Raw genomic sequence first — 22,501 nt, forward strand, 5'->3', positions numbered from 1 at the left:
AAAATTTACATCGACATATTGCACAACTCTGCACCGATCTCACTACCTGTACAATCTTATGCTCACGCATAAGATCGCTTTTAGATGTCATCTATGTGCTCATCATAGCTACAAAAAAGAAATGGCATCTCTGAGCGATCTTAATACCACCGAATCATACAAGATTTAAGCATCAGCATTTAAAATAAAAAAAACGTGAATCAAAAATCCAAAATTACAAAAACAAGTTTTTGTTTTTATTTAATTTATTTATAAAAGCATATAAAAAGAACAAGATTTTTCCGCATATTTTATCAGGTTAACCTGATACAAAACATAAACCTATTGGTCAATATACGCGCTGCAAGACTAAAGAAACTTCGTTATGCTATACCCGATTTCGAGTACATTTCTAAGCCTATAAATGAGGTTTATAGTAGAAATACCTCAAATCAAATCTGCTTCCTCATAGCGATTGAACGTGCAAAGCATATAGTTTCAGATAGACATGATTCAAACGCCAGAGTCGTGGATTTTTATTTAAAAAATGGCCATTAAAGTTTTTAATTTTTGTCATTTTTTAACATTGCCAATTCCTTGCAAAATTTACAATATAGCCCTGTGCGTTATAGGTCACTTTCTACATTGATAAGAACAATCTAAATCATCAATGTTGAGAATCAGGCTTTAAATAGCAAACTTTGCATTGAACGAGCAGAATATTTTGCAACTTTCATTATTGGAGCAGACTAAATGAGTTCAACAATTTTGGTCATACATGGACCAAATTTAAACTTACTCGGAAAGCGCGAACCTGAAGTTTATGGACACTTAACACTTGCAGATATTAACCAGCAATTGCTGCAAAGTGCCCAGAGCAAAAATATTCATCTTGAAACATTTCAAAGTAATTGGGAAGGTGCCATTGTTGACCGCATTCACCAAGCTCAAGAGCAAGGTGTGCAGTTCATTATCATTAATCCAGCTGCATTCACCCACACTTCGGTTGCAATCCGTGATGCCCTACTTGGTGTAGCAATTCCTTTTATTGAAGTTCATTTGTCCAATGTACATGCACGTGAGACATTTAGACATCATTCTTATTTATCAGACAAAGCAATTGGCGTGATTTGTGGTTTAGGTGATCGTGGATATCACTATGCCCTTGATCATGCGATTCATTTTATTCAACCAATTACCCTATCATAATTTAGGAACACGAACCCATGGATATTCGCAAAATCAAAAAACTCATTGATTTGATGATTGAATCTGATCTTCAAGGAATTGAAGTCAAAGAGGGTGACCAATCAATTGCGTTAACTCGTCGTAATCCTGTGGTTGCTGGTGTTGCAGCTGCTATGCCTGCCCCTGTTAGCGATGCACCTAAAACTAAAGCAACTTCTCGCGGTGCAGTTGAGGAATCACCAATGGTTGGCGTGTTCTATTCAGCACCAAGCCCAGGCGAAGCACCATTTGTAAATGTGGGTCAAACTGTCACTGCTGGTGAAACTTTGGGTATTGTTGAAGCAATGAAAATTATGAACCCAATCGAAGCTACACATAGCGGTGTTATTGAAGAAATTTTGGTGAAAAATGGTGATGTCGTTCAATTTGGACAACCATTATTCCGTTATCGCGCATAAATCCTCGGGGAATGAACATGTTGCAAAAAGTTCTCATTGCCAACCGAGGTGAAATCGCCTTACGAATTACCCGTGCTTGTAAAACTTTGGGTATCAAAACCGTTGGTATTTACTCAGATGCGGATAAGGACTTAATGCACTTACGCTTCGTTGATGAAGCTGTGTGTATCGGCCCTGGCGCAAGTAGTGAAAGTTATCTTAATATACCTGCAATTATTACAGCAGCAGAAATTACCGGTGCAGATGCTATTCATCCTGGCTATGGTTTCCTTTCTGAAAATGCTGAATTTGCTGAAATTGTAGAAAGTTCTGGCTTTATATTTATTGGCCCACGTCCTGAACACATTCGCTTAATGGGCAACAAAGTTTCTGCGATTACAGCAATGCGTAAAGCTGGTGTCCCAACAGTACCAGGTTCTGCACATGCAGTAACTGTACACAATGCACTTGCAGAAGCTAAAGAAATTGGCTTCCCACTCATTGTCAAAGCTGCTTCTGGTGGTGGTGGTCGTGGTATGCGTATTGTTGAGCGTGTAGATACACTGCTCGAATCTGTACAAGCAGCACAACGCGATGCAGAAATGTGGTTTGGTGACGATACAGTTTATATGGAACGTTTCCTACAAAAACCACGTCATGTTGAAGTTCAGGTTCTTGGTGATGGTAATGGACATGCGATTCATCTTTATGATCGTGACTGCTCATTACAACGTCGTCATCAAAAAGTTTTGGAAGAAGCACCTGCACCAAATTTACCAGAACAAGCACGTGCTGACATTTTAGAAGCATGTGTAAATGCTTGTAAATTAATGCAATATCGTGGTGCTGGTACATTTGAGTTCTTATTTGAAGATGAAGAGTTCTTCTTTATTGAAATGAACACACGTGTACAGGTTGAGCATCCTGTGACTGAAGTTGTGACTGGAATTGATATCATTGAGCAACAATTATTAATTGCGGCTGGATTAGGTCTAAACCTTGAACAAGATGATATTGAAGTTCGTGGTCATGCCATTGAATGTCGTATTAATGCTGAAGATCCAACCACCTTTTTACCATCACCTGGTAAAATTGAACATTTCTATGCTCCAGGTGGCGCAGGTATTCGCTTAGACTCTCATATTTATTCAGGCTATTCGATTCCTCCGTACTATGACTCAATGATTGCTAAACTCATTGCTCATGGTAAAGACCGTGCGACTTCTATTGCACGTATGAAACAAGCATTGGATGAAATGATTTTAAGTGGTGTAAAAAGCAATATTCCATTACATAAAGATCTTATTTTGCAAGATCCACAATTTTGTGAAAAAGCAATGGATATTCACTACTTAGAAAAACACCTTTTACAACAACTATCAGGTGCTACAGTAGAAGCTTAAGTTTTATTTTAAATAAAAAATCCAATAACCCAGTTGAAATAACTGGGTTTTTTTATTTTGAAAATGATTTTTTCACTCACGCGTCTGACAATTGAATTGAAATAAAAAGCAGATATCGTATTATTTTATCAAGTTCTTAATTTTTTAAACAACATGCTATTGAAATCGAAAACAATCACCAAGCTATTATTGGGCTTTGCAGTGATCTCAATGAGTGCTTGTCAAGTTGTCAATGTCAAGAATCAAGCCTATAACGTTACCATTGCCAATGAACGAGATAGTATCTTAACTCGTAGTAAAATGAGTGAAGCTAGTCTTAATGTCTTGTCTATGACTGGTGGTGAAGCCAAACAATGTATTAGCAATCCAAGTATTTGTGTAGATAGTCTTGAAAAAACACCACAAATTTTAGATGAACAACTTCTTTCTGCGGCTAGTGAGATCTATTTAAGTCGCGCCAAAGAGCTGGAAAATACGGCTGATTGTAAAGCCAATGTTTCAAAGCTAATTTCCGATGAAAAGAAGAAAGAACAAGTTGATGCACATTATCAATGTCTAGAATTACAACTCAAGATGCTAGATAAAAGTATCCGTTATAGCTATGCCTATCTTTTCAAAACTAAGCGTATCCCCCAAGAACGTATATTTGATAACCGCCAAGTTCAGATTCGAGATTTCTACAATCAAGCTTTAGCAAAAATGATCACCGTTTATACACAGCGATATAAACATCAGAAACTAGGTCAAAAAATTACAATTGCCAATAGTACCTATTATATTAACTACAAAAACTATCCTCGCTTAGAAAATCAGGAAGTTCAAAACTTTCTTGCAAGCTATAATATGAATTTCTCCGGATTACGCAGTATTAACCGCCGTGATGGTTTTGGTGCTGAATTTGTAGCAATTTTAGCTGAAAAAGATAAGCAATTAGAAAACAAATACATTATCGACCCTCTCAACTATCAATATAAAAATGGTATTAATCCGAATATTCATCACAGCACCTACCTGCCTGTAACCGTTGCAGCTTTACCTCAAGCATCGAATGCAACGTTAGAGCAAATTGTTCAAGGTGCTGATTTCGAAATTAACGCTTATGATCCTTATAACTTGGATCATTTAAATATTGCAGGTAAAAGCTATCCATTAGCCGCTAATTTTTCTGCACCTTATGGGCTTTGGTTGGCACAAAACAATTTGGGTGCTGCTGCTTATTTAAGTTTGATTAATCGAGATAATCATTTAAATATGCCACATATTTATATGTTAGAGCCTTATAATCCGAATAAGAAAGTGATTGTTCTGATTCATGGTTTAGCAAGTAGTCCAGAGGGTTGGATTCGTTTAACCAATGATATTATGGGCGATAACGTTTTGCGTGAGCATTATCAAGTCTGGCAAGTATTCTACTCTACCAATGCACCCATTCTAGAAAGTCGGTTTCAAATTTCTGCTTTGATTCAACAGGCATTCAATAGTCTTGACCCTGCGGCGCCTGCAGCCAAAGATGCGGTATTAATTGGCCATAGTATGGGGGGAATTATTGCTCGATTATTGGTAAGTAATCAGGATGTAAGCAAAGAAGCTTTACAAATTTTTAATTTTAACGAATTAAAGAAACTGAATAGCAATCCAATTTTCTTACAACGCCTTCAATTTAAGCCTATTGCTAATATCGACCGTGCTATTTTCTTAGCCAGTCCACACCGAGGCACCCCATTTGCCAACCGTTGGTTTACTAAACTTGCTCGTAGAGTGATTCAACTCCCTGTTGCTTTTGTTGGAGCACTTGGTGAAGCGATGGAAGGTAAAGAAGAGGATTATACTGCCCTACTTATGGCCCAAATCAAAGATGGTGCATTACAAAACGGTCCAAGTGATCTAAGTCAAAACTCACGTTTTACCAAGCTCACTAAAAGTGTTATGCCCGTTACACAAATGAAATTTCACTCAATAATTGGTAATAGCACGAACAGCACTGACCCAAATGTTATGACAGATGGTGTAGTCCCATATAGTAGTGCACATTTAGATGGTGCCTTGTCTGAGAATATTATTAAAGGTGGTCACTCCATTCAAGAAACACCAGAGGCCGTTTTAGAATTACGCCGCATTCTTAGGCTACATCTAATTGAGCTGGGACTTTACAAACCACCCCAATAAACAATCTTAAAATCTGACACAAAAAAAGCTTAGGTCATCAATGACTTAAGCTTTTTTTATATCACGAAAGAATGCGTTATTCTCTTAATGTTGGATATTTTTTACGATAAATGATTGACGAAATCACAGCCCAAGCAATTAAAGCAATTCCAACCAAGCCCGTAATAACTTCAGGCACATGCACGCCAGTACCTCCAGCGATCATAATCAATGCTAAAGCACCAATTGCATAATGCGCACCATGCTCTAGAAAAATATAGGCATCCAAAGTTCCTTGGTCAACCAAGTAAATTGTCATTGATCGTACAAACATTGCACCAATTGCTAATCCCAACATAATAATGACCACATCATTGGTAATGGCAAAAGCACCAATAACACCATCAAAACTAAAAGATGCATCTAAAACCTCAAGGTATATAAAACCTCCTATACCAGCCTTAACAACAGTACCTGTAACCGTACCAGAAGCCGATTGTTCATCATCAGATTTCGAACCACCTTCGAGCACATGCCCCAGCACTTGTACACCAACATAAACAACAATTCCCCAAATACCTGCCATAGTTACAGCTAAACGAGTTTGCTCTTCAACATTAGCTGCCATAATGAGGAGTGAAATTAGTGAGATAAACACCGAAATTGCAGGAATACCAGCCATTTTTGCAAATCGTGCTTCTAAATGTCTAAACCAGTGAGTATCTTTCTCATCATCAAATACAAAGTTTAAAAAGACCAGCAACAAGAACATTCCACCAAAAGCAGCAATTTCTGCATGGTGTGCAATCAGTTTCTCTGAATATTGAACGGGGTTGTTTAAGGCCAATTGAGCAACCTCAACCATTCCCATATCCGCAGTTACAGCTACAATTAATAATGGAAATACAAGGCGCATACCAAATACAGCCACAATTATTCCCACAGTTAAAAATAAAGTACGCCAGAACTTATCCCAATGTTTTAGAACTGATGCATTTACTACCGCATTATCAAAAGATAATGAAATTTCCATAATTGCTAAGATTGCCGTAATTGCCAAGGCATTGAACATGGCATACACCCCAGCCTGTACACCATGTGTCAACCCCCAATAAGCAGCAAGGAGTAAACATATAACTGTAAAAATTATTGAAAAACGGAAATGTTTCATAGCAAATTTGAAACCTTAATTTATAAATGAATTAACCTAACACTCAGCCAGCGCCCTACGCTTGTAAAGGACGTTTTGTTAGTGAAATTTGATATACATATACTAACAATCTCACCTTATAAGTCATAGTAACAGCACCATAAAATATGGGCTAAAGCCTAATATAATTTCAAACAATTAGCTTTTAGTCTTATTGGCATAAAAAAAGCTATTGATTAGACTAAAACTTAAAATATATATCTTGCTATAAATTAGTTTTAATAAATAAATTTTGATCATATAAAAAGTTTGATTTGTAAACAATGTGATACAAATCAAAGTTACACCCTATAAACTTAAGATTTAATATTTTGTAAAAAATCTTTTCTAATCATATTGTTAAATTTAACTTTACACTTAGAAACATTTCTCCAATTGTTATTATTTTGTAAATATTTTAATTATGCCTCTGATTTTAAAGTCGTAGGTAACACATTGAGTAAGTTTTTAAAGTATCTTCTTATTATTTTTATTGTTATTTCAATTCTCGCAATTCTCTTCTTGTTTCGCCCAATCAGTAGTAAAAAAATAAATACTTCTGCTGATGAAGCTGTTGTTGATGTTGTGCTTATTGGTGGGGGCATCATGAGTGCTACACTTGGCACATATTTAAATGAGCTTGAGCCTGACTGGAAAATTCAAATGTTTGAACGTCTTGATCAAGTTGCACAAGAAAGTTCAAATGGGCTCAATAATGCAGGTACTGGGCACTCTGGTTTTATGGAGATGAACTACACCAGCATTAAAGATGGCAAAATGGACATCAGTAAAGCTGTTAAAACAGCATCTCAATTTGAAATTACTAAACAATTTTGGGCATATCAAGTTAAGCATGGTGTATTGGGTCAACCAAGCAGCTTTATTAACCCTGTCCCTCATATTGCTTTTGTTTGGGGAGACAATGTCGACTTCCTAAAACAACGTCACCAAGCAATGATCCAAAATCCATTATTTAGTGCCATGAAGTATTCAGATAATCCTGAAGAAATTAAACAATGGGCACCACTGGTAATGGACGGTCGTGACCCTACTCAAAAAGTTGCGGCAACACGTATGGAAGTCGGTTCCGATGTTAACTATGGTGCAATCACAACTCAACTTGTTGGTCATCTAAATAAACAGCCACAATTTAAGCTAAATACCTCCTCAGAAGTTACTGGCATCAGTCAAAATGATGATAAAACTTGGACTGTAAGCTATAAAAACTTAAAAACCAATGTAGAAAGCCATATTAAAACTCGCTTTGTATTCGTTGGTGCGGGTGGTGCGACTATTCGTTTACTTCAGATGACAGGTATTGAAGAAACTAAACAATACGCTGGCTTCCCGATTGGTGGTATTTTCTTAATGACCGACAATCCAGAAGTAACGAAAAAACATACTGTAAAAGCGTATGGACGTGCCGAACTAGGTGCACCACCAATGTCAGTACCGCATATTGATACGCGTTATATTGATGGTAAAAAATATGTATTATTTGGACCATTTGCAACGTATTCAAATAAATTCCTCAAACATGGTTCTCAGCTTGATCTCATTGATTCGACCAATAAAAATAACGTTATCCCGATGGCTAAAATTGGTGCTGAAAACTTAGACTTGGTTAACTACCTTGTTAAACAGGTAATGATGTCGCCACAAGATCAGTTCAATGAGCTGAAAAAATATTATCCTGATGCGAAGTTTGATGACTGGAAAATAAGCCAAGGTGGTCAACGTGTACAGATTATTAAACAAGAACCAGGTCAAGCAGCCAAACTACAATTTGGTACTGAAATTTTTGTTTCTAAAGATAAAACTGTCACTGGCTTACTAGGTGCTTCACCAGGCGCATCAACATCTCCTTATATTATGTTGAGTCTTTTAGAGAAAACCTTCCCTGATCGTGTAAAAGGTGAGTGGAATCCTAAATTACATGAGATTATCAAATCTTATCAACAAGATCTAAGTCAAGATGCTGTACTCCTTGATCAAGTCCGTCAATATACCAGCACGACCTTGGGCTTGCATTACACTCCTGTTCATGCTGCCAATGATGCTCAATTTAAGCAACAAGCTAAACAGTAAAATATGAATGTTGTATAGTAAAATACTATGCACATAATAAAAAAGATGAGCTTAGGCTCATCTTTTTTATTACTCGATTTAATCAAATTGCTTTGCTTTTCCCCAGATACATGTTCCTAGCAACACGATTAAAACATTAAAAATTAAACCCAATAACCCAATGTTTATGCCCATAAAATCAAAATTTATAATATAAGCACTGATTGAAAATACCTCTCCACCTAAAATACCAGCAATGACTAATTCACGGCGTATAGGCCATTGATATATTGCAATCAAAACACCTAAAAATAATTGTGTAACGCCATAATATGCTGTTTTTAACATATCAATCATCAGACCAGGAGAATAAAGTGCCATTAATATCGACATAAACAAATACACAACGATAACGAGCTTAGCACTCATTTTTTGTTTGTCTTCTGCAACATTAGGAATAACATTTCGAACAAACATTGGGCCTATGGCCAAGCAAATCGCAGCCAATACAACCAACCCAGCCAGTGAGGCACCTGCAGCAATCACCCCTAACAACCAATCTGGTAATAACAATTGTGCAACAGCCAAAAAGGCTTGGTTCGGGTGCTCCAAATGCAAATCATGAGCTAAAGCGTAGTAAGCAACGATTATAATAAATGGATACATTAACATATATAATGGCATCGCAATTTGAGAACGCCTGATTGCACTTGCACTTTTTGCGGTAAAAAAACTCTGAAAAGCATGTGGGAAAATATAAAAACCCAGTGCCTGAAATACAATGGTTGTCATTGTAAAAATCAGCTGGGATGATGTCATTTGATGCTGAATTTTTTCACTGCTTAGGCTAAATAAATCTGCTACCCCAACATGTACAGTCACAGCTAAACCAGCCAAAACTATAGCCAACAACATGATAATATCTTTTAGTACAGAAATATAAGCTGAACCACGAATGCCTGAAATACTAATATAAGCAAAGGCAAGCATAGCAGAGAATAAGATTAGAATAACTGGATCTAAGTGCCAACCTAAACTCTGTAAAATGACAACCAAACCAGTAAATTGAATTTGCCCTACAGGAATTAGAAATATAATAGTAATTAGTGCAACCAATACCTCTAAAACTCGACTTTTAAAATAACCTCGAAAAACATCAGGCATGGTGATTGCTTGATAACGCTGCCCTGCTTGCCAAATTTTAGGGCCAATTATATAACCAATGGGGTAAGCTAATAGAATGTAGCCTAAAAACCATATGCCATAAGTTGGGCCATTAGCATAAATTCCACCAGGAAAGCCCATGATTGTACTCATGGTGTATACTTCCCCCGCAATCAAGAAAAAAATTAACTTCGCACCAAATTGATTTGAAGCAATAACAAAATCACGTGTAGAGTTATCCTTCCTTTTTTGTTTGGAACGGATGGCTAAAAATAAAGAAAAAATGATAATACTAAAGAATACGATACTACCCATTAAACTGTTCCTTATGCATCATCATGCCGATCAAAAACATACCAGCAAATCCATAGGCAAATCGTTGTTAAAATAAACCAAAGAAACATCCATGCATAAATGATAGGTATACCCAATATATGAATTTTGAGTTTGTTAATTATTGGTAATGCCCCAACTACACCGAATAAAGGTATACCAATAACAAAAATGACTTTAAGCCACTGTTTATTCTTCTGCGTCACCGCAAAAACACTCCATACAAAACTAAAGCCATTTTAGTCCTTATCAAGTAACAATAAAGCCCTTATTTAAGCTGAAAAGATTTGAAGAATGTGCTTTAATATGCTCAGTTTGAGATGAGCCTCATACAGTATCTGTCTCAGATACAGATACGACTAGCCCCTTCACCATGAGGGGCTTTTTATTGTCTATATTTTAATTAATCTCTAATACACCACAAAATGATCACTAAAGGCTTAGAATTTATATTTGAGACCTAAATTATAATTACGCCCCTCACCCCAAGTGTATGTACTATACCAACTAAAAATCGTGTAGTATTTTTTATCTAATAAATTATTTACATTAAAATTTAAAGACAATTGATCATTGATCTTATAATTTGCCATAGCATCAACCAACCAATAATCAGACACCTCATGTTTTACAGCAGATTCAGAAAATGGATAGCTTACATCTCCCCAAGTTTTATCCTGCCAGCGTATACCTGCTCCCAGCATTAGACCTTCTAACCACTGATTCGCTTGGTAACTTGTATAGAAAGTAAATTCATTTTCTGGATTAAGTGTAGATACTTTTTCACCTTGATTTTTAGATATACGGTGACTAAAACCGGCATGCACATTCCAATCTGGTAAAACCTCACCACTCAACTCCACTTCAAATCCCTTGGTCTTTACACCTTGTATTGCTTTATAAGCAATATCTCCAGTAGCAGTTCTTTCACTTGTTTCTACAGCAAAGTTGTCTTGTAATAACTGGAAATAGGCAAGGCTCGCATTTAAACGTCCATCATAGAACTCACTTTTAACACCGAACTCATAGTTTGTACCCTCCTGTGGGTCAAGTGTTTTTTCATTAATGTCTTTTAAACTTTGTGGTTTAAAAATAGTGCTATAACTTGCATATACAGCATAATTATTATTGAGATCATAAGTTACTCCAACATAAGGCACAAAAATTCCCGATTTTTTTATCTCTGGAGCCTTATAATTGGCTAAGCGTCCACCTAAAATTAGCTTTAGATCATCTGTAAAATTTAAACGCGTTGTTGCATAAAGACCATTCTGCTTTATTACATCAGTACTCTTATCAACCGCTGTCCAATGAGGTTCTGCAACTTTACCTTGCCAATTGTAGTAATCATCAATAGTCGTTGGATAATCTGTCTCTGTGTTATAACTGGTATTTTTCCATTTACTCTCTGCGATGTTTGCACCTAAAACCAGCTCGTGAGTACGACCAAACCATTGGAAGGGACCTGTCGCGTAGATATCAGCAGCATTACTTGTTGTTTTACCAACATAGCGCCCTAACCACATTGAAGTACCAGAACCATCATCGGGGTTTGGATGCCCAGAAGCCACTGACCCTAAAGCATTATCATAACCATTAATCTGATGATTCAACTGTATTTTTGCCAACCAATCATGATCAAAATGATGTTCTAGAGTAGAAAAAATTGTCCGTGTATATTGTTCCCACTTACTCCATTCAGCACTATTGTTATAAGAACGAGGAACTTTATTAAACTCCCCTTTGGCATTATAAATAGGAATTCCGCCCCAAGTAGAACGTTTAGGTTTATTATCTTGATAGTCAGCACCAAATGTTAATAATGTCCGATCAGACAAATCGACCTCAACAATGCCATATAATACTGGTGTTTGACGTTGGTAACGATCTAATTGAGATTCTTTATACTGATAAGATGCAACACCACGGGCACGTACAGTCCCCTCATCATTTATTGCCCCTCCAACATCAAGCTCAGCACGATATTTGTGCCAAGATCCAAGACCAAGTGAAATATTTCCCTGAAAATCAGATGTTGGTTTTTTACGAATCAAATTAATCGTTGCACCAGGATCACCAATACCCGTTAACAAACCTGTAGCACCTTTTAATACTTCAACCCGATCATAAAATGCCATATCACTTAAGGTGTTTCCAGCAGCAAACCGAGTATCATAGCTCATCGGAATACCATCATATTGAAAGTTTTGGATTGCAAACCCTCGTGCATAATATTCAGTTCGCTCGCTATCATATGTTGTAATACTGACTCCTGGCGTATGATTCATTACGTCATCGATTGATGTTAAATTAAAATCATCCATCTCCTGTCGAGTAACAACACTGATTGTTTGTGGTGTTTCCTTAGGAGATAATACCATTCGTGTTGCAGTTGCAATTTTTCCTGGTGTATATGAACCAGTATTTTCTGTAATTTCACCCAATTGATTTGCAGTAAGTACAATTGTAGGTAATACCACATGTTCATTTTTATGTTGGTTTATAATAGGCTGTTCAGTCTCAGCACTTGTCTGTTGTATTAAATTGTTATCTACAAGAAACCAAGAGCCATCTTGATTTTTTGTGATCTTTAAAGAGGTGCCCTTTAATAGCTCGATAAAGCCTTGTTCAAGTTGGTACTCTCCATTTAAACCTAAACTTTGTCTTCCTTGTACTAAACGTGGATCAAAAGATAGTACTATACCCGACTGTAACGCAAAACTAGACAAAGCGTGGCTTAAACTTCCTGCATTCACCTGATAGTGCTGTGTGAGTGGTTTTGCATGACCCATAACAGCAGCAAAGGCAATACAAGCCCCAAACATTACAGTACGCATTGCAAATGCACCTCCTGCACCTGCATGCTGATTTAACTCTTGTTGCTTATTCATATATCCCCGTCAAATTAGAAAAATACTTTTCTTCCTTAATGACGGTTCATTTAAAAAAAAGTGTCATCTTTTTTTATTTTTGTCTAGACAATTTAATAAGCAGCGGGCCAAACAAAGCCCAAATATAAAATGAATCGTTATGACTCCTGTTTAAACTCAGCATAATTTTGCGCAATATACCGCTTAGCATGTTGAATTTCGGTGACATTGAGTTTGAAGTGCAGTGTTTGGGCCACAGTAATTTGATACTGCTCAAAAAGGTCTAACATGACAAATAATGCTGCCCAATTCTCTTGGATCCCACTTGCAGAATAGGTGCTTAGAACCTGCTGCATTTGTTCTACACTCAAGTACTGCGGTAAAAATTTTCCAGATTTACCCAAACTGCGTTCAAAACCAAACTGACTACCCACACTCCATTGAAGCATGGTCATAAAAGTAGGTCTGAGTACATTCTCCAGCATATCTTTAGCGTAAATAATTTCTCGACGTGCTAAACCTTTCATAACATTGGTTGAACACCACCAAAACTCATTACTATGTTCCGAAAAAGAACGTTGATCTGGTATGCCAATAAAGTAGTCATGATCATTAGCTTCAGCAATTTCAGTAAATAAACCATCTTTATCTACCCAAACGACTGTTAAACTGTCACTTTGATAACGCTGATAGAATTGATCAACAGGGTAAATTTTCAGATCAATTCGAATATGATCTGCAAAAATCATCAAACAGGTATAAACATCAATGGTCGGATGTTCCTCTGCTCCTAACAACATATCATCTGGATATTGTGCCAAAATAGGCTGACCAAATAATGCAATCCAAAACTTAGATGCTTTTACAGCCTCCAAATCTGTCACAAATATTGCAACATCAAAATCCTGATATTGATCAGGGATAATATTTTTATTTGCTCTAGAGCCATTTAGAATTGCAGCACGCATCATCGGATCAGTATTAACTGTATGTTTAATGATTTGCTCAATATCTCGATTTGACTTCATTATTTCAACCCATTGCTTTTAAAGCATTATACAAGACTATTATAAATAGCACTGATGCCTAGCAATCTAAATTAAACGATTTCGTGAATAGAACGCGCGTTTCCCCATCCATACCCTCTTATGAATAAACATTACCCCCAATAGGTAAATCATCTATTACGGAGTAAACATCGTTCTAAAAACCACACCATACTTTCTATTTTTGTTAATTCATTCCTTAATTGACTAACTTACAATTACAGCCAGAGATAATATTAAGTTTGGAGTATAAATCATGTTTGATATGCGTTTAGCAAATGCTCGTGGTACTGCTAATCATGGCTGGTTAAAATCACACCACACATTTTCATTTGCAAATTATTGGGACCCTAAACAAGTGGGTTTCTCTGATTTACTGGTTATTAATGATGATAATGTTGCTCCAGCCAAAGGTTTTGGTACACACCCTCATCGTAATATGGAAATTATTTCCTATGTACTTGACGGTGCACTAGAACATAAAGACTCTATGGGTACAGGTTCGGTGATAGTTCCTGGTGATATTCAACTCATGAGTGCTGGTAGTGGTATTGCACACAGTGAATTTAACCATTCAAATCAAGAGCAAGTTCACTTTCTGCAAATCTGGGTCGTACCTAATCAAAGTAATACGTCTCCTAGTTACCAACAAATAAATATTGCAGCTGAAGATAAACGTGGCAAATTACATTTGATGATATCTCCTCAAGGCGGCGAAAAAACATTGGCCATTAAACAAGATATCAACATCTATGCAGGTTTATTTGATGGTGAAGAAAGTGCTGAGTACAACATACCTGAGAATCGTTATACTTATATTCATGTGGCAAAAGGCCGTATTCAGATTAATGGCCAAATCTTCAACGCAGGTGATGCAGCACGTATACGCGAAACAGCTACACTTAAATTAAGTGATGCAGATAAAGCTGAAATCTTAATTTTTGATATGCGTCCCAATGAAGTACCAAGTATGTAAATGCGATGATTAACTGACTTGAACATGTCTTAACTCTTATACTTAGGACATGTTCATTGATACTCTTATTCAAAGATAAAACGACAAAATAATATCAACTATCCAAATGCTGTTTTAGGCTTTATGATAATCGCCAGTCATACTCAAAATTTATATTTATAACCATCCCAGTTACTGTATGTCTTAGCGCTAAAAATTTGATCACTGTAGTTTATTTTGTTGGAGCCACACATTAATGTCTAATCACAGCACAAAACAAACAATATTGATGGTTACCACTTTTACCATTTCCCCATTATTTTCAACCTTTATTGTGGCACTTATTGTTGGTTTATTTAGCTACCAAGCCTATGGTTTTGCTGATGTGTTTTATATGGTCATTCGATTTTCACTCTTAGGCCTAGCTTTATACTTTCTACCAGCAACATTAATTGGCATTATTTTTAATAAACAGTTTATGCCACAAGATAAAACGCATGCCTATAAAATATTTTGGATGAGTGTAATTGGCTTTGTCATCGCTGCATTATGGGCAACGCTTTTTGCTTATTTTTATGTGGTAGATCTAAGCGCAGAGTTTTCAACCTATATCAGCATTATCTTATTGCTTGGTGTAATCGGCGGCTTAAGTGCTGGCTTTGTTACGGCACTATTGCTTAAGTTTTTACTCAGCCCCACCAAATAATACATGTTTAAAACTTATGCAACTAGAATGCATCATAAAAATCCTAGCATTCGCTGAGATTTAAGTGATTCACGAGATCACTCAAATGTTAGAACCATCCAAACATAACCAGTTTAAGATTTATTTTTTATACAGCATTTCGCCTTTCTTAATTACTTATCTAACTTTGATAAGTATTGCGACTATCCAGTCACTACCCCATCTACAATGGTCAGACATCGGTGCATTTCTAGGAGGATCATTATTATTTGCTGTAGTTGGTTTAGCACTCTATGTTATTCCTGCTTTGGCCGTTGGACTGATGATGTATAACTTGGTCCTTTTTCGTGGTTATACGAAAAGAGTAGCAATATTACGCTCACTGCTCATTGGTTTTTTATGTTCAGGACTTTGGAGTTTACTCCTGAGCTTTCTTGCAGGCATTCCCGATCAGGAAGCATTATCAAAGTTTGTCGTATCTTTCTTTTTAGCACTTATTGGTGCAATTACCGCAATGCTAATGACCATCTTTATCTTGTTTTATTTAAAGCCACAACCAGCTGAAAAATAATCAATAGATGCAGATTATTTACTCATCAACAACGGTCATTACAGTCTCATTGTCTATTGCCAATTCACGATGATCCACTAAACGATGTTCGAATATTTTAAATAACATTTCTGCAGAAACCGATTTCCCTTGCAACCAAATATCTTCGGGTTTTGTTCTAAACCATATACTTTCGACCTCTCTTAAGCTCAAATGAGTATAAATATCTTTACTTGCACTAAAGTCATAATATTGGGCAATTTTAATTTGATCACGCTCATAGATACATTGATAAGCAAGCTTCAACCCAATATGAGAAACATCATTTAAAGTTGAATAATTTGATATATTATCAGCCAAATGACCAATATATATGTTTTTATTCTTCATAATAACCATAACAGGCAGCTTTTTATTAGAAAGATAATGCAACTTATTTAAGAAAACATCTCGTTCCATAAAATCAAATAAAGTATCCAAATCAACTTTCGTTGCAGAAACAATATTTTTTCTATTTAAAATGACCTGATATTTGAGATGGTCAATTTGTTGATCCTTTAAATAATCAGTGGTAATCACCAATTCCATCGTTTCCTTTTGTCGATAGCCACTATACATGGGACAAAAAATAAATTCTGTTTGACCATAAAGAAAACGTTCAAATATTTTACGATCTGGATAAACCGTCCCGACATAGACTTTTTTATCATCCATGCTTAACATCACAATTTTATTTTTGAAGTCATCCTCAGATAAAAAAGCAGAGTCATTAAGCAATTTATCTAAAGGTGTGGTCAACGTTAAGGCATAGATTTTATTAATATTGTTTACACGATCAATACCGCGCAATAAGATATAGTTTTTTAACCAGACAAATAATAAACATATAACCAAGGAACTAAAAAAACTCAGTGCCCACAAAATCTTGAGATCTGGGAAAAAACTAATATTTTCAATAACATTGACATCTTTATGATATTCAATTAAAGAAAATTTAAACAAAATAAGGAAAGTAAAAATAAAGCCGATAGAAAAAAATATGAATCCAGTAATCGCACTTTTATAATATAAATGATGTGCAGGAATTTCAGAAGTTGAATATTTGGTAACTAAATTACGGTTTTGATATATATACCCTATAACAATAACACTAAGCGCAAATAATAATCCATTCATTAACTTTAGTCATTGCTAATACTAAGGTTTTCAACTAAACGTTGTTCACGCTTACGCGCCAACTCTAGTTGAACTAAACGCATGGTCTCTGCAACAACTTTTTCAGGATCAGCATCTTCACGGATATATTTACTATTATCCTTTTGATCTAATAACTTTTTACGAATCTGACGTTCTGTTGAAAAGAATAGCATCATCATCTCCAGTCAAAACTAGATGTGGTTGACGGCATTATAACACCCAAAATCCAAAAGCGATGATTCCGAAGTGCTTTTTTACAACTCTACATAAAGATCAGCCACACATAATTCAATAATCTTGTAATCTCAAGACAATTCCTCCTTTCCAAACAAAAAAAATCCTGCTCGAAAGCAGGATTTTTTAGTCACTCAAACTGTCAATTAAGACAATTGAGCAGCAGCGATTTTCTTAGTGTCAACGTCAGCAGCAGCATCAGTATAGTCACCCATCTTATCGAAGCTGAGGTATTGATAGATGTCTGCAGACATGCTGTCAATTTGAGCTGCATATTCTTGATATTCAGCAGGAGTTGGTAGTTTACCCAATACAGCAGCTACAGAAGCAAGTTCAGCAGAAGCTAAGTAGACATTTGCACCTTGACCTAGACGGTTCGGGAAGTTACGTGTAGAAGTAGAAACACACGTTGTATTTGGAGCAACACGTGCTTGGTTACCCATACAAAGTGAACAACCTGGCATTTCAGTACGTGCGCCTGCTTTACCATAGATGTTATAGAAACCTTCTTCCATCAATTGACGCTCATCCATACGTGTTGGTGGAGCCAACCATAGACGAGTAGACAATGAACCACCTGGTACTTTATCAAGTAATTTACCAGCTGCACGGAAATGACCAATGTTTGTCATACAAGAACCAACGAATACTTCGTCAATTTTCACGCCTTGAACGTCAGAAAGCAATTTTGCATCATCAGGGTCGTTCGGGCAGCAAAGAACAGGCTCTTTAATGTCTGCAAGATCAATTTCATACACTTTAGTGTATTCAGCATCAGCATCAGCTTTAAGTAAGCTTGGATTTGCCAACCATTTTTCCATGTTCTCAACACGGCGCGCCATAGTACGAGCATCGCCATAACCTTGAGAAATCATCCACTTCAACATTGTGATGTTAGATTGTAAGTATTCAGCAACTTTCTCTTCAGAAAGAGTGATAGAACAACCAGCAGCAGAACGTTCAGCAGAAGCATCAGAAAGTTCAAATGCTTGTTCAACAGTAAGATCTGTTTCCATCTCTGTTAAATCGATCTCTAAGATACGACCAGAGAAGATGTTTTTCTTACCTTTTTTCTCTACTGTTAAATCACCAGCTTGAATCGCATAGTAAGGAATTGCATGTACAAGGTCACGTAGAGTGATACCAGGTTGCATTTTACCTTTAAATTTAACCAATACTGATTCTGGCATATCAAGTGGCATTACACCTGTTGCAGCAGCAAAAGCAACAAGACCAGAACCTGCAGGGAAAGAAATACCAATTGGGAAACGAGTATGAGAGTCACCACCAGTACCAACTGTATCTGGAAGAAGCATACGGTTTAACCAAGAGTGAATAATACCGTCACCTGGACGTAAAGACACACCACCACGGTTCATAATGAAGTCTGGTAGGCTGTGTTGCATTTGTACGTCAACTGGTTTTGGATATGCAGCTGTGTGACAGAAAGATTGCATAACAAGATCAGCAGAGAAACCTAAGCAAGCAAGGTCTTTCAATTCATCACGTGTCATTGGACCAGTTGTATCTTGCGAACCAACTGTAGTCATCTTAGGTTCACAGTAAGTACCTGGACGTACGCCTTGACCTTCTGGAAGACCACATGCACGGCCAACCATTTTTTGAGCTTGAGTAAAGCCTTTACCAGAGTTTTCTGGTTGAACTGGTGTGCGGAACAATGTAGATGGAGCAAGACCAAGTGTTTCACGTGCTTTAGCTGTTAAACCACGACCAATGATCAAGTTAATACGACCACCAGCACGTACTTCGTCTAGAAGAACTGGAGTTTTTAATTCAGCTTCAGCAATTTGAGCGCCGTCTTTAAATGCAGTTACTTTTGCAGCAGCATGATCGATTTTAAGTGTAACTTCGTCGCCCATATTCATGTTGGCAACATCGATTTCTACAGGTAAAGCGCCCGCATCTTCCATAGTGTTAAAGAAGATAGGAGCAATCTTAGAACCTAAGCACACACCACCGTCTTTTTTGTTAGGAATATGAGCAATCTCATCACCAAAGAACCAAAGTACTGAGTTAGTTGCAGACTTACGAGAAGAACCTGTACCAACAACATCACCAACATAAGCAACTTGGTTGCCTTTAGCTACAAGTGCTTTGATTTGGTTTAATGGACCAACTTCACCAGCTTTTTCAGGGTTGATACCATCACGTTCGTTTTTCAACATTGCATTTGCATGTAATGGGATATCTGGACGGCTCCAAGCATCTTGTGCAGGAGACAAGTCATCAGTGTTGGTTTCACCAGTAACTTTAAATACTGTAAGTTTGATTTCTTCTGGTACGTCTTTACGGCTCGTAAACCATTCAGCGTCAGCCCAAGATTGCATTACTGCTTGTGCATTGGCATTACCTGATTTTGCTTTTTCAGCAACGTCATGGAAAGCGTCAAATACAAGCAATGTTTTTTTCAATGCTTCAGCAGCAAGGCTAGAAAGCTCAGCATCGTCAAGCAATTCAACTAAAGGAGCGACGTTATAACCACCTAACATCGTACCCAATAAGTAAACTGCACGCTCTTTAGAAATCAAAGGTGAAGTCGTTTGACCTTTTGCAACAGCAGCTAAGAAAGCAGCTTTTACATATGCAGCTTGGTCAACACCTGCCGGTACACGGTTCTCAAGCAAATCTACCAAGAATGCTTCTTCACCAGCTGGAGGATTTTTTAACAATTCAACGAGGTCAGCAGTTTGAGCATCATCAAGTGGTTTCGGTGGGACTCCGAGTGCGGCACGTTCTTCAACGTGTTGGCGGTAAGCTTGTAGCACGATGTTATTCCTCTTTTTTTAAAAAATTACCTATGAGTTCCTGCTTTGTAAGCTTCATAGATAATATGGACGGATAAATACTACTAAAAATCAATCCAAAAGTTAATCCAGACAGCGTGTTTATTCGTGATGATCATTATTTCATAAATAAATGAACAAAGCGTATAAGCTCACACAATATCAGTAGCTAATCTATTGGATTATATACCCTTTTAAGGGTTCTCCTTGGCTTTATATGACATCAACAGAAAAAATGGCATTTTAAAACACCACCTTAGTTTAATACGCGTACGAATCAACTGCCGAATTATTCAACTCCAATATAATGAGAATGATTTAAATATTGTTGTAATAATTCACGTTTTCCTTGGAACTTTACCTGCATTTCGTCTTCATGCAACATAATATGTTCAGCTCCGTGAAAGGAAATTTTTACCTGATAGATCTGTGCGAGTTCATCAATCACCTGATCAATATACACTCGATCACCAACACTCAGTACATAATGACTGCCAGCAATCACCGCAACAAAATCACCATCTTCCACCAATAAATCTGCATTGTGTACATAAGCAATGACATCCATGACAACACTCCTCAACACGCTTATTGATCATATATTATTCAATAATTAGATATATTTTTCCATATTTTTAATAAGCAAAAAAAAACGACTGCAATACTTTGTATACAGTCGTTTTAATATCACCAAATACAGTTAATGAACTTGATTAATCAAATCATTAGAATGGTTTGTAATCTGGCATTTTGTTTGGGTCGTGTGGAGCATTAACACAAATTTCATAGGCCTGTTGTTTAAACTGATCTCGAACTTTTTCTTTATCTGCTCTAAGTTGTTCAGCAGGAAATGCATAGATCGTCTCAATTTGTTGTAATACAAAAGATTTAGTTGTTGGATCTGTGAGTTTATTTGCGTAATCCAATGCTTCTTGTTTAGTAATACCATTCTGACGATCTAAAGCAATAGTACGTGCGGCATTACTGACACTGGTACAATAACCTTTCCATTTCTCTTCTGGTGTTGCTGGTTTCTTTTCAGCACAAGCAGTTAAACCTAGCATCACCGCCAAGATTACAATTCGTTGTTTCATATAAATCCTCCACTGCGTGCTATGATACTGAAAGTTTACTGATTTAACTAATCTCGATTATTGTTTAATCGTGCATACCTCATCAGCATAAAAATGCACTCTTCAAATTAGACCATACAATCTAATTCTCAGAGTGCACTTTAAATTATTGAAACAACAATTTCGCTGTAATTATCGACCAAATAAAGCGCGTGTAGCCTCACGATTGACTGCACTACGATTACCTTTACTGTCAAAATAACGATCTACATAACATAGTTTAACTTTGGCATCACAAAATGTGCCATCAGAGTAGCTAAATTGAGTCGCATCTGTTCCTTTCACTGAAATATTTTTTGCACGTGTTTGGTCTAAATAATTACCAGTCAAACTTTTAGATACACCATTACGGTCTGCACAAATATATTCATCACACAGTACGCCAGATTTTGGTGAACGTAAGGTACTCTTACTCTGAGTCACCGCAGTCTGACCAAATAAGCGTTGTGTTGCATATGAAGCAACTGCACTACGTTGACCATTACTATCTAGGTAGCGGTCTACATAACATTTTTTTGCTTGAGCATCACAATAAGTACCATCTGCATAAGTAAATTGTGTCAACTCTGTGCCTTTCCCAGTAATTGCTCTAGCATTCGTCTGATTTAAATAATTACCTGTTAAATCTTTAGAGATACCATTTTGATCTGCACACACATATTGGTCACAGAGTACACCTTGTTTTGGTGAGGTTAATTTTGCTTGAGCATTAATTGCTAAACCACTTAAAGCAACAAACATTGTCCCAACGATAATATTATTCAATTTCATTTTATGACACCTAATTCTAAAGTTAGACCTTAATTTTTAAAACTAAATTTTAATTCTAAAGTGACATACTAATATAAACTCATCCCACTGAATAGTGTGATTTTCGTATCATTCCCCATACATTCAAACAGCATAAAAATGTATAACAAGTTGTCATGCTATTTTATTTCTTTACTACTCAAAATTAAATTGTCTAGTTCTTTAGTCAATGTCAGTAATAAACTGATACAGTTATTCCCAACCGATGCTCTGCAATATGTTTCCAACTCTATCTTTGACATCCTCACCCCCTTAAATGGGGGTGATTCCTACTGCTAGACGCTTATGTCCTGAGAAACACTGTTTCGTAAG

19 protein-coding genes are annotated in these 22,501 nt (G+C 36.6%); 8 read left to right on the plus strand and 11 right to left on the minus strand.

Annotated features, from left to right (window positions below; genetic code table 11):
* The first annotated feature begins 732 nt into the window (after positions 1-732).
* From aroQ to RFH42_RS15355, 4 genes are all read left to right on the plus strand, one after another.
* Complete coding sequence (gene aroQ, locus RFH42_RS15340) at positions 733-1,188, plus strand: type II 3-dehydroquinate dehydratase (RefSeq protein ID WP_308976700.1); 456 nt, start codon at positions 733-735, stop codon at positions 1,186-1,188.
* A gap of 17 nt (positions 1,189-1,205) precedes the next feature.
* The gene (locus tag RFH42_RS15345) at positions 1,206-1,625 is read left to right on the plus strand and encodes an acetyl-CoA carboxylase biotin carboxyl carrier protein (protein ID WP_308976701.1); all 420 of its coding nucleotides are present in this window, start codon (positions 1,206-1,208) and stop codon (positions 1,623-1,625) included.
* Positions 1,626-1,642: 17 nt separating this feature from the next.
* Positions 1,643-3,007 carry an acetyl-CoA carboxylase biotin carboxylase subunit gene (gene accC, locus RFH42_RS15350; protein WP_308976703.1) on the plus strand — a complete coding sequence of 455 codons (1,365 nt, stop codon included), beginning with the start codon at positions 1,643-1,645 and terminating at the stop codon, positions 3,005-3,007.
* A 153-nt stretch (positions 3,008-3,160) separates the two neighbouring features.
* Entirely contained in the window at positions 3,161-5,173 is a 2,013-nt protein-coding gene (locus RFH42_RS15355; protein WP_308976704.1) for an esterase/lipase family protein, read from the plus strand.
* Between the two features lie 76 nt (positions 5,174-5,249).
* On the opposite strand, the gene RFH42_RS15360 is transcribed toward RFH42_RS15355, so the two are convergent.
* Positions 5,250-6,323 carry a DUF475 domain-containing protein gene (locus RFH42_RS15360; RefSeq protein WP_308976705.1) on the minus strand — a complete coding sequence of 358 codons (1,074 nt, stop codon included), beginning with the start codon at positions 6,321-6,323 and terminating at the stop codon, positions 5,250-5,252.
* A 474-nt stretch (positions 6,324-6,797) separates the two neighbouring features.
* Here RFH42_RS15360 and mqo point away from each other — a divergent pair, with 474 nt between their 5' ends.
* Positions 6,798-8,429 (plus strand): malate dehydrogenase (quinone), encoded by a 1,632-nt coding sequence (mqo, locus tag RFH42_RS15365; RefSeq protein ID WP_308976707.1) that lies wholly within the window; start codon positions 6,798-6,800, stop codon positions 8,427-8,429.
* Positions 8,430-8,507: 78 nt separating this feature from the next.
* On the opposite strand, the gene RFH42_RS15370 is transcribed toward mqo, so the two are convergent.
* The 4 genes from RFH42_RS15370 to RFH42_RS15385 form a co-directional block, all read right to left on the minus strand.
* The gene (locus RFH42_RS15370; protein WP_308976709.1) at positions 8,508-9,887 is read right to left on the minus strand and encodes a sodium:solute symporter family protein; all 1,380 of its coding nucleotides are present in this window, start codon (positions 9,885-9,887) and stop codon (positions 8,508-8,510) included.
* An 11-nt stretch (positions 9,888-9,898) separates the two neighbouring features.
* A complete protein-coding gene (locus RFH42_RS15375; protein ID WP_308976711.1) occupies positions 9,899-10,111 on the minus strand; it encodes a DUF3311 domain-containing protein in 213 nt (70 codons plus the stop codon).
* Positions 10,112-10,345: 234 nt separating this feature from the next.
* Positions 10,346-12,796 carry a TonB-dependent siderophore receptor gene (locus RFH42_RS15380; protein ID WP_308976712.1) on the minus strand — a complete coding sequence of 817 codons (2,451 nt, stop codon included), beginning with the start codon at positions 12,794-12,796 and terminating at the stop codon, positions 10,346-10,348.
* A gap of 137 nt (positions 12,797-12,933) precedes the next feature.
* The gene (locus RFH42_RS15385) at positions 12,934-13,803 is read right to left on the minus strand and encodes an aminoglycoside 6-adenylyltransferase (RefSeq protein ID WP_308976714.1); all 870 of its coding nucleotides are present in this window, start codon (positions 13,801-13,803) and stop codon (positions 12,934-12,936) included.
* A 274-nt stretch (positions 13,804-14,077) separates the two neighbouring features.
* On the opposite strand from RFH42_RS15385, the gene RFH42_RS15390 reads away from it, so the two are divergent.
* The 3 genes from RFH42_RS15390 (at position 14,078) to RFH42_RS15400 (ending at position 16,032) form a co-directional block, all read left to right on the plus strand.
* A complete protein-coding gene (locus RFH42_RS15390; RefSeq protein ID WP_308976715.1) occupies positions 14,078-14,797 on the plus strand; it encodes a pirin family protein in 720 nt (239 codons plus the stop codon).
* A 235-nt stretch (positions 14,798-15,032) separates the two neighbouring features.
* A complete protein-coding gene (locus RFH42_RS15395; RefSeq protein ID WP_308976717.1) occupies positions 15,033-15,482 on the plus strand; it encodes a hypothetical protein in 450 nt (149 codons plus the stop codon).
* An 85-nt stretch (positions 15,483-15,567) separates the two neighbouring features.
* Complete coding sequence (locus RFH42_RS15400) at positions 15,568-16,032, plus strand: hypothetical protein (protein ID WP_308976718.1); 465 nt, start codon at positions 15,568-15,570, stop codon at positions 16,030-16,032.
* Positions 16,033-16,050: 18 nt separating this feature from the next.
* Here RFH42_RS15400 and RFH42_RS15405 read toward each other — a convergent pair whose 3' ends face one another.
* The 6 genes from RFH42_RS15405 to RFH42_RS15430 form a co-directional block, all read right to left on the minus strand.
* Entirely contained in the window at positions 16,051-17,187 is a 1,137-nt protein-coding gene (locus RFH42_RS15405; protein WP_308976720.1) for a hypothetical protein, read from the minus strand.
* 5 nt (positions 17,188-17,192) lie between these two features.
* Positions 17,193-17,381, minus strand: coding sequence for a hypothetical protein (locus RFH42_RS15410; RefSeq protein ID WP_308976721.1), 189 nt, complete (start codon positions 17,379-17,381; stop codon positions 17,193-17,195).
* Between the two features lie 207 nt (positions 17,382-17,588).
* Positions 17,589-20,228: a bifunctional aconitate hydratase 2/2-methylisocitrate dehydratase gene (locus RFH42_RS15415; protein WP_308976722.1), complete on the minus strand. Its 2,640-nt coding sequence runs from the start codon at positions 20,226-20,228 to the stop codon at positions 17,589-17,591.
* Positions 20,229-20,535: 307 nt separating this feature from the next.
* Positions 20,536-20,814 (minus strand): hypothetical protein, encoded by a 279-nt coding sequence (locus RFH42_RS15420; protein WP_308976723.1) that lies wholly within the window; start codon positions 20,812-20,814, stop codon positions 20,536-20,538.
* A gap of 157 nt (positions 20,815-20,971) precedes the next feature.
* On the minus strand, positions 20,972-21,340 hold the full coding sequence (locus RFH42_RS15425) for a hypothetical protein (RefSeq protein ID WP_308976724.1): 369 nt from the start codon (positions 21,338-21,340) through the stop codon (positions 20,972-20,974).
* A gap of 171 nt (positions 21,341-21,511) precedes the next feature.
* Complete coding sequence (locus tag RFH42_RS15430) at positions 21,512-22,150, minus strand: YcgJ family protein (RefSeq protein WP_308976726.1); 639 nt, start codon at positions 22,148-22,150, stop codon at positions 21,512-21,514.
* Positions 22,151-22,501 lie beyond the last annotated feature (351 nt).

Origin of the sequence: Acinetobacter rudis, from assembly GCF_031157835.1 — a bacterium.
Lineage (GTDB): Bacteria > Pseudomonadota > Gammaproteobacteria > Pseudomonadales > Moraxellaceae > Acinetobacter > Acinetobacter rudis_A.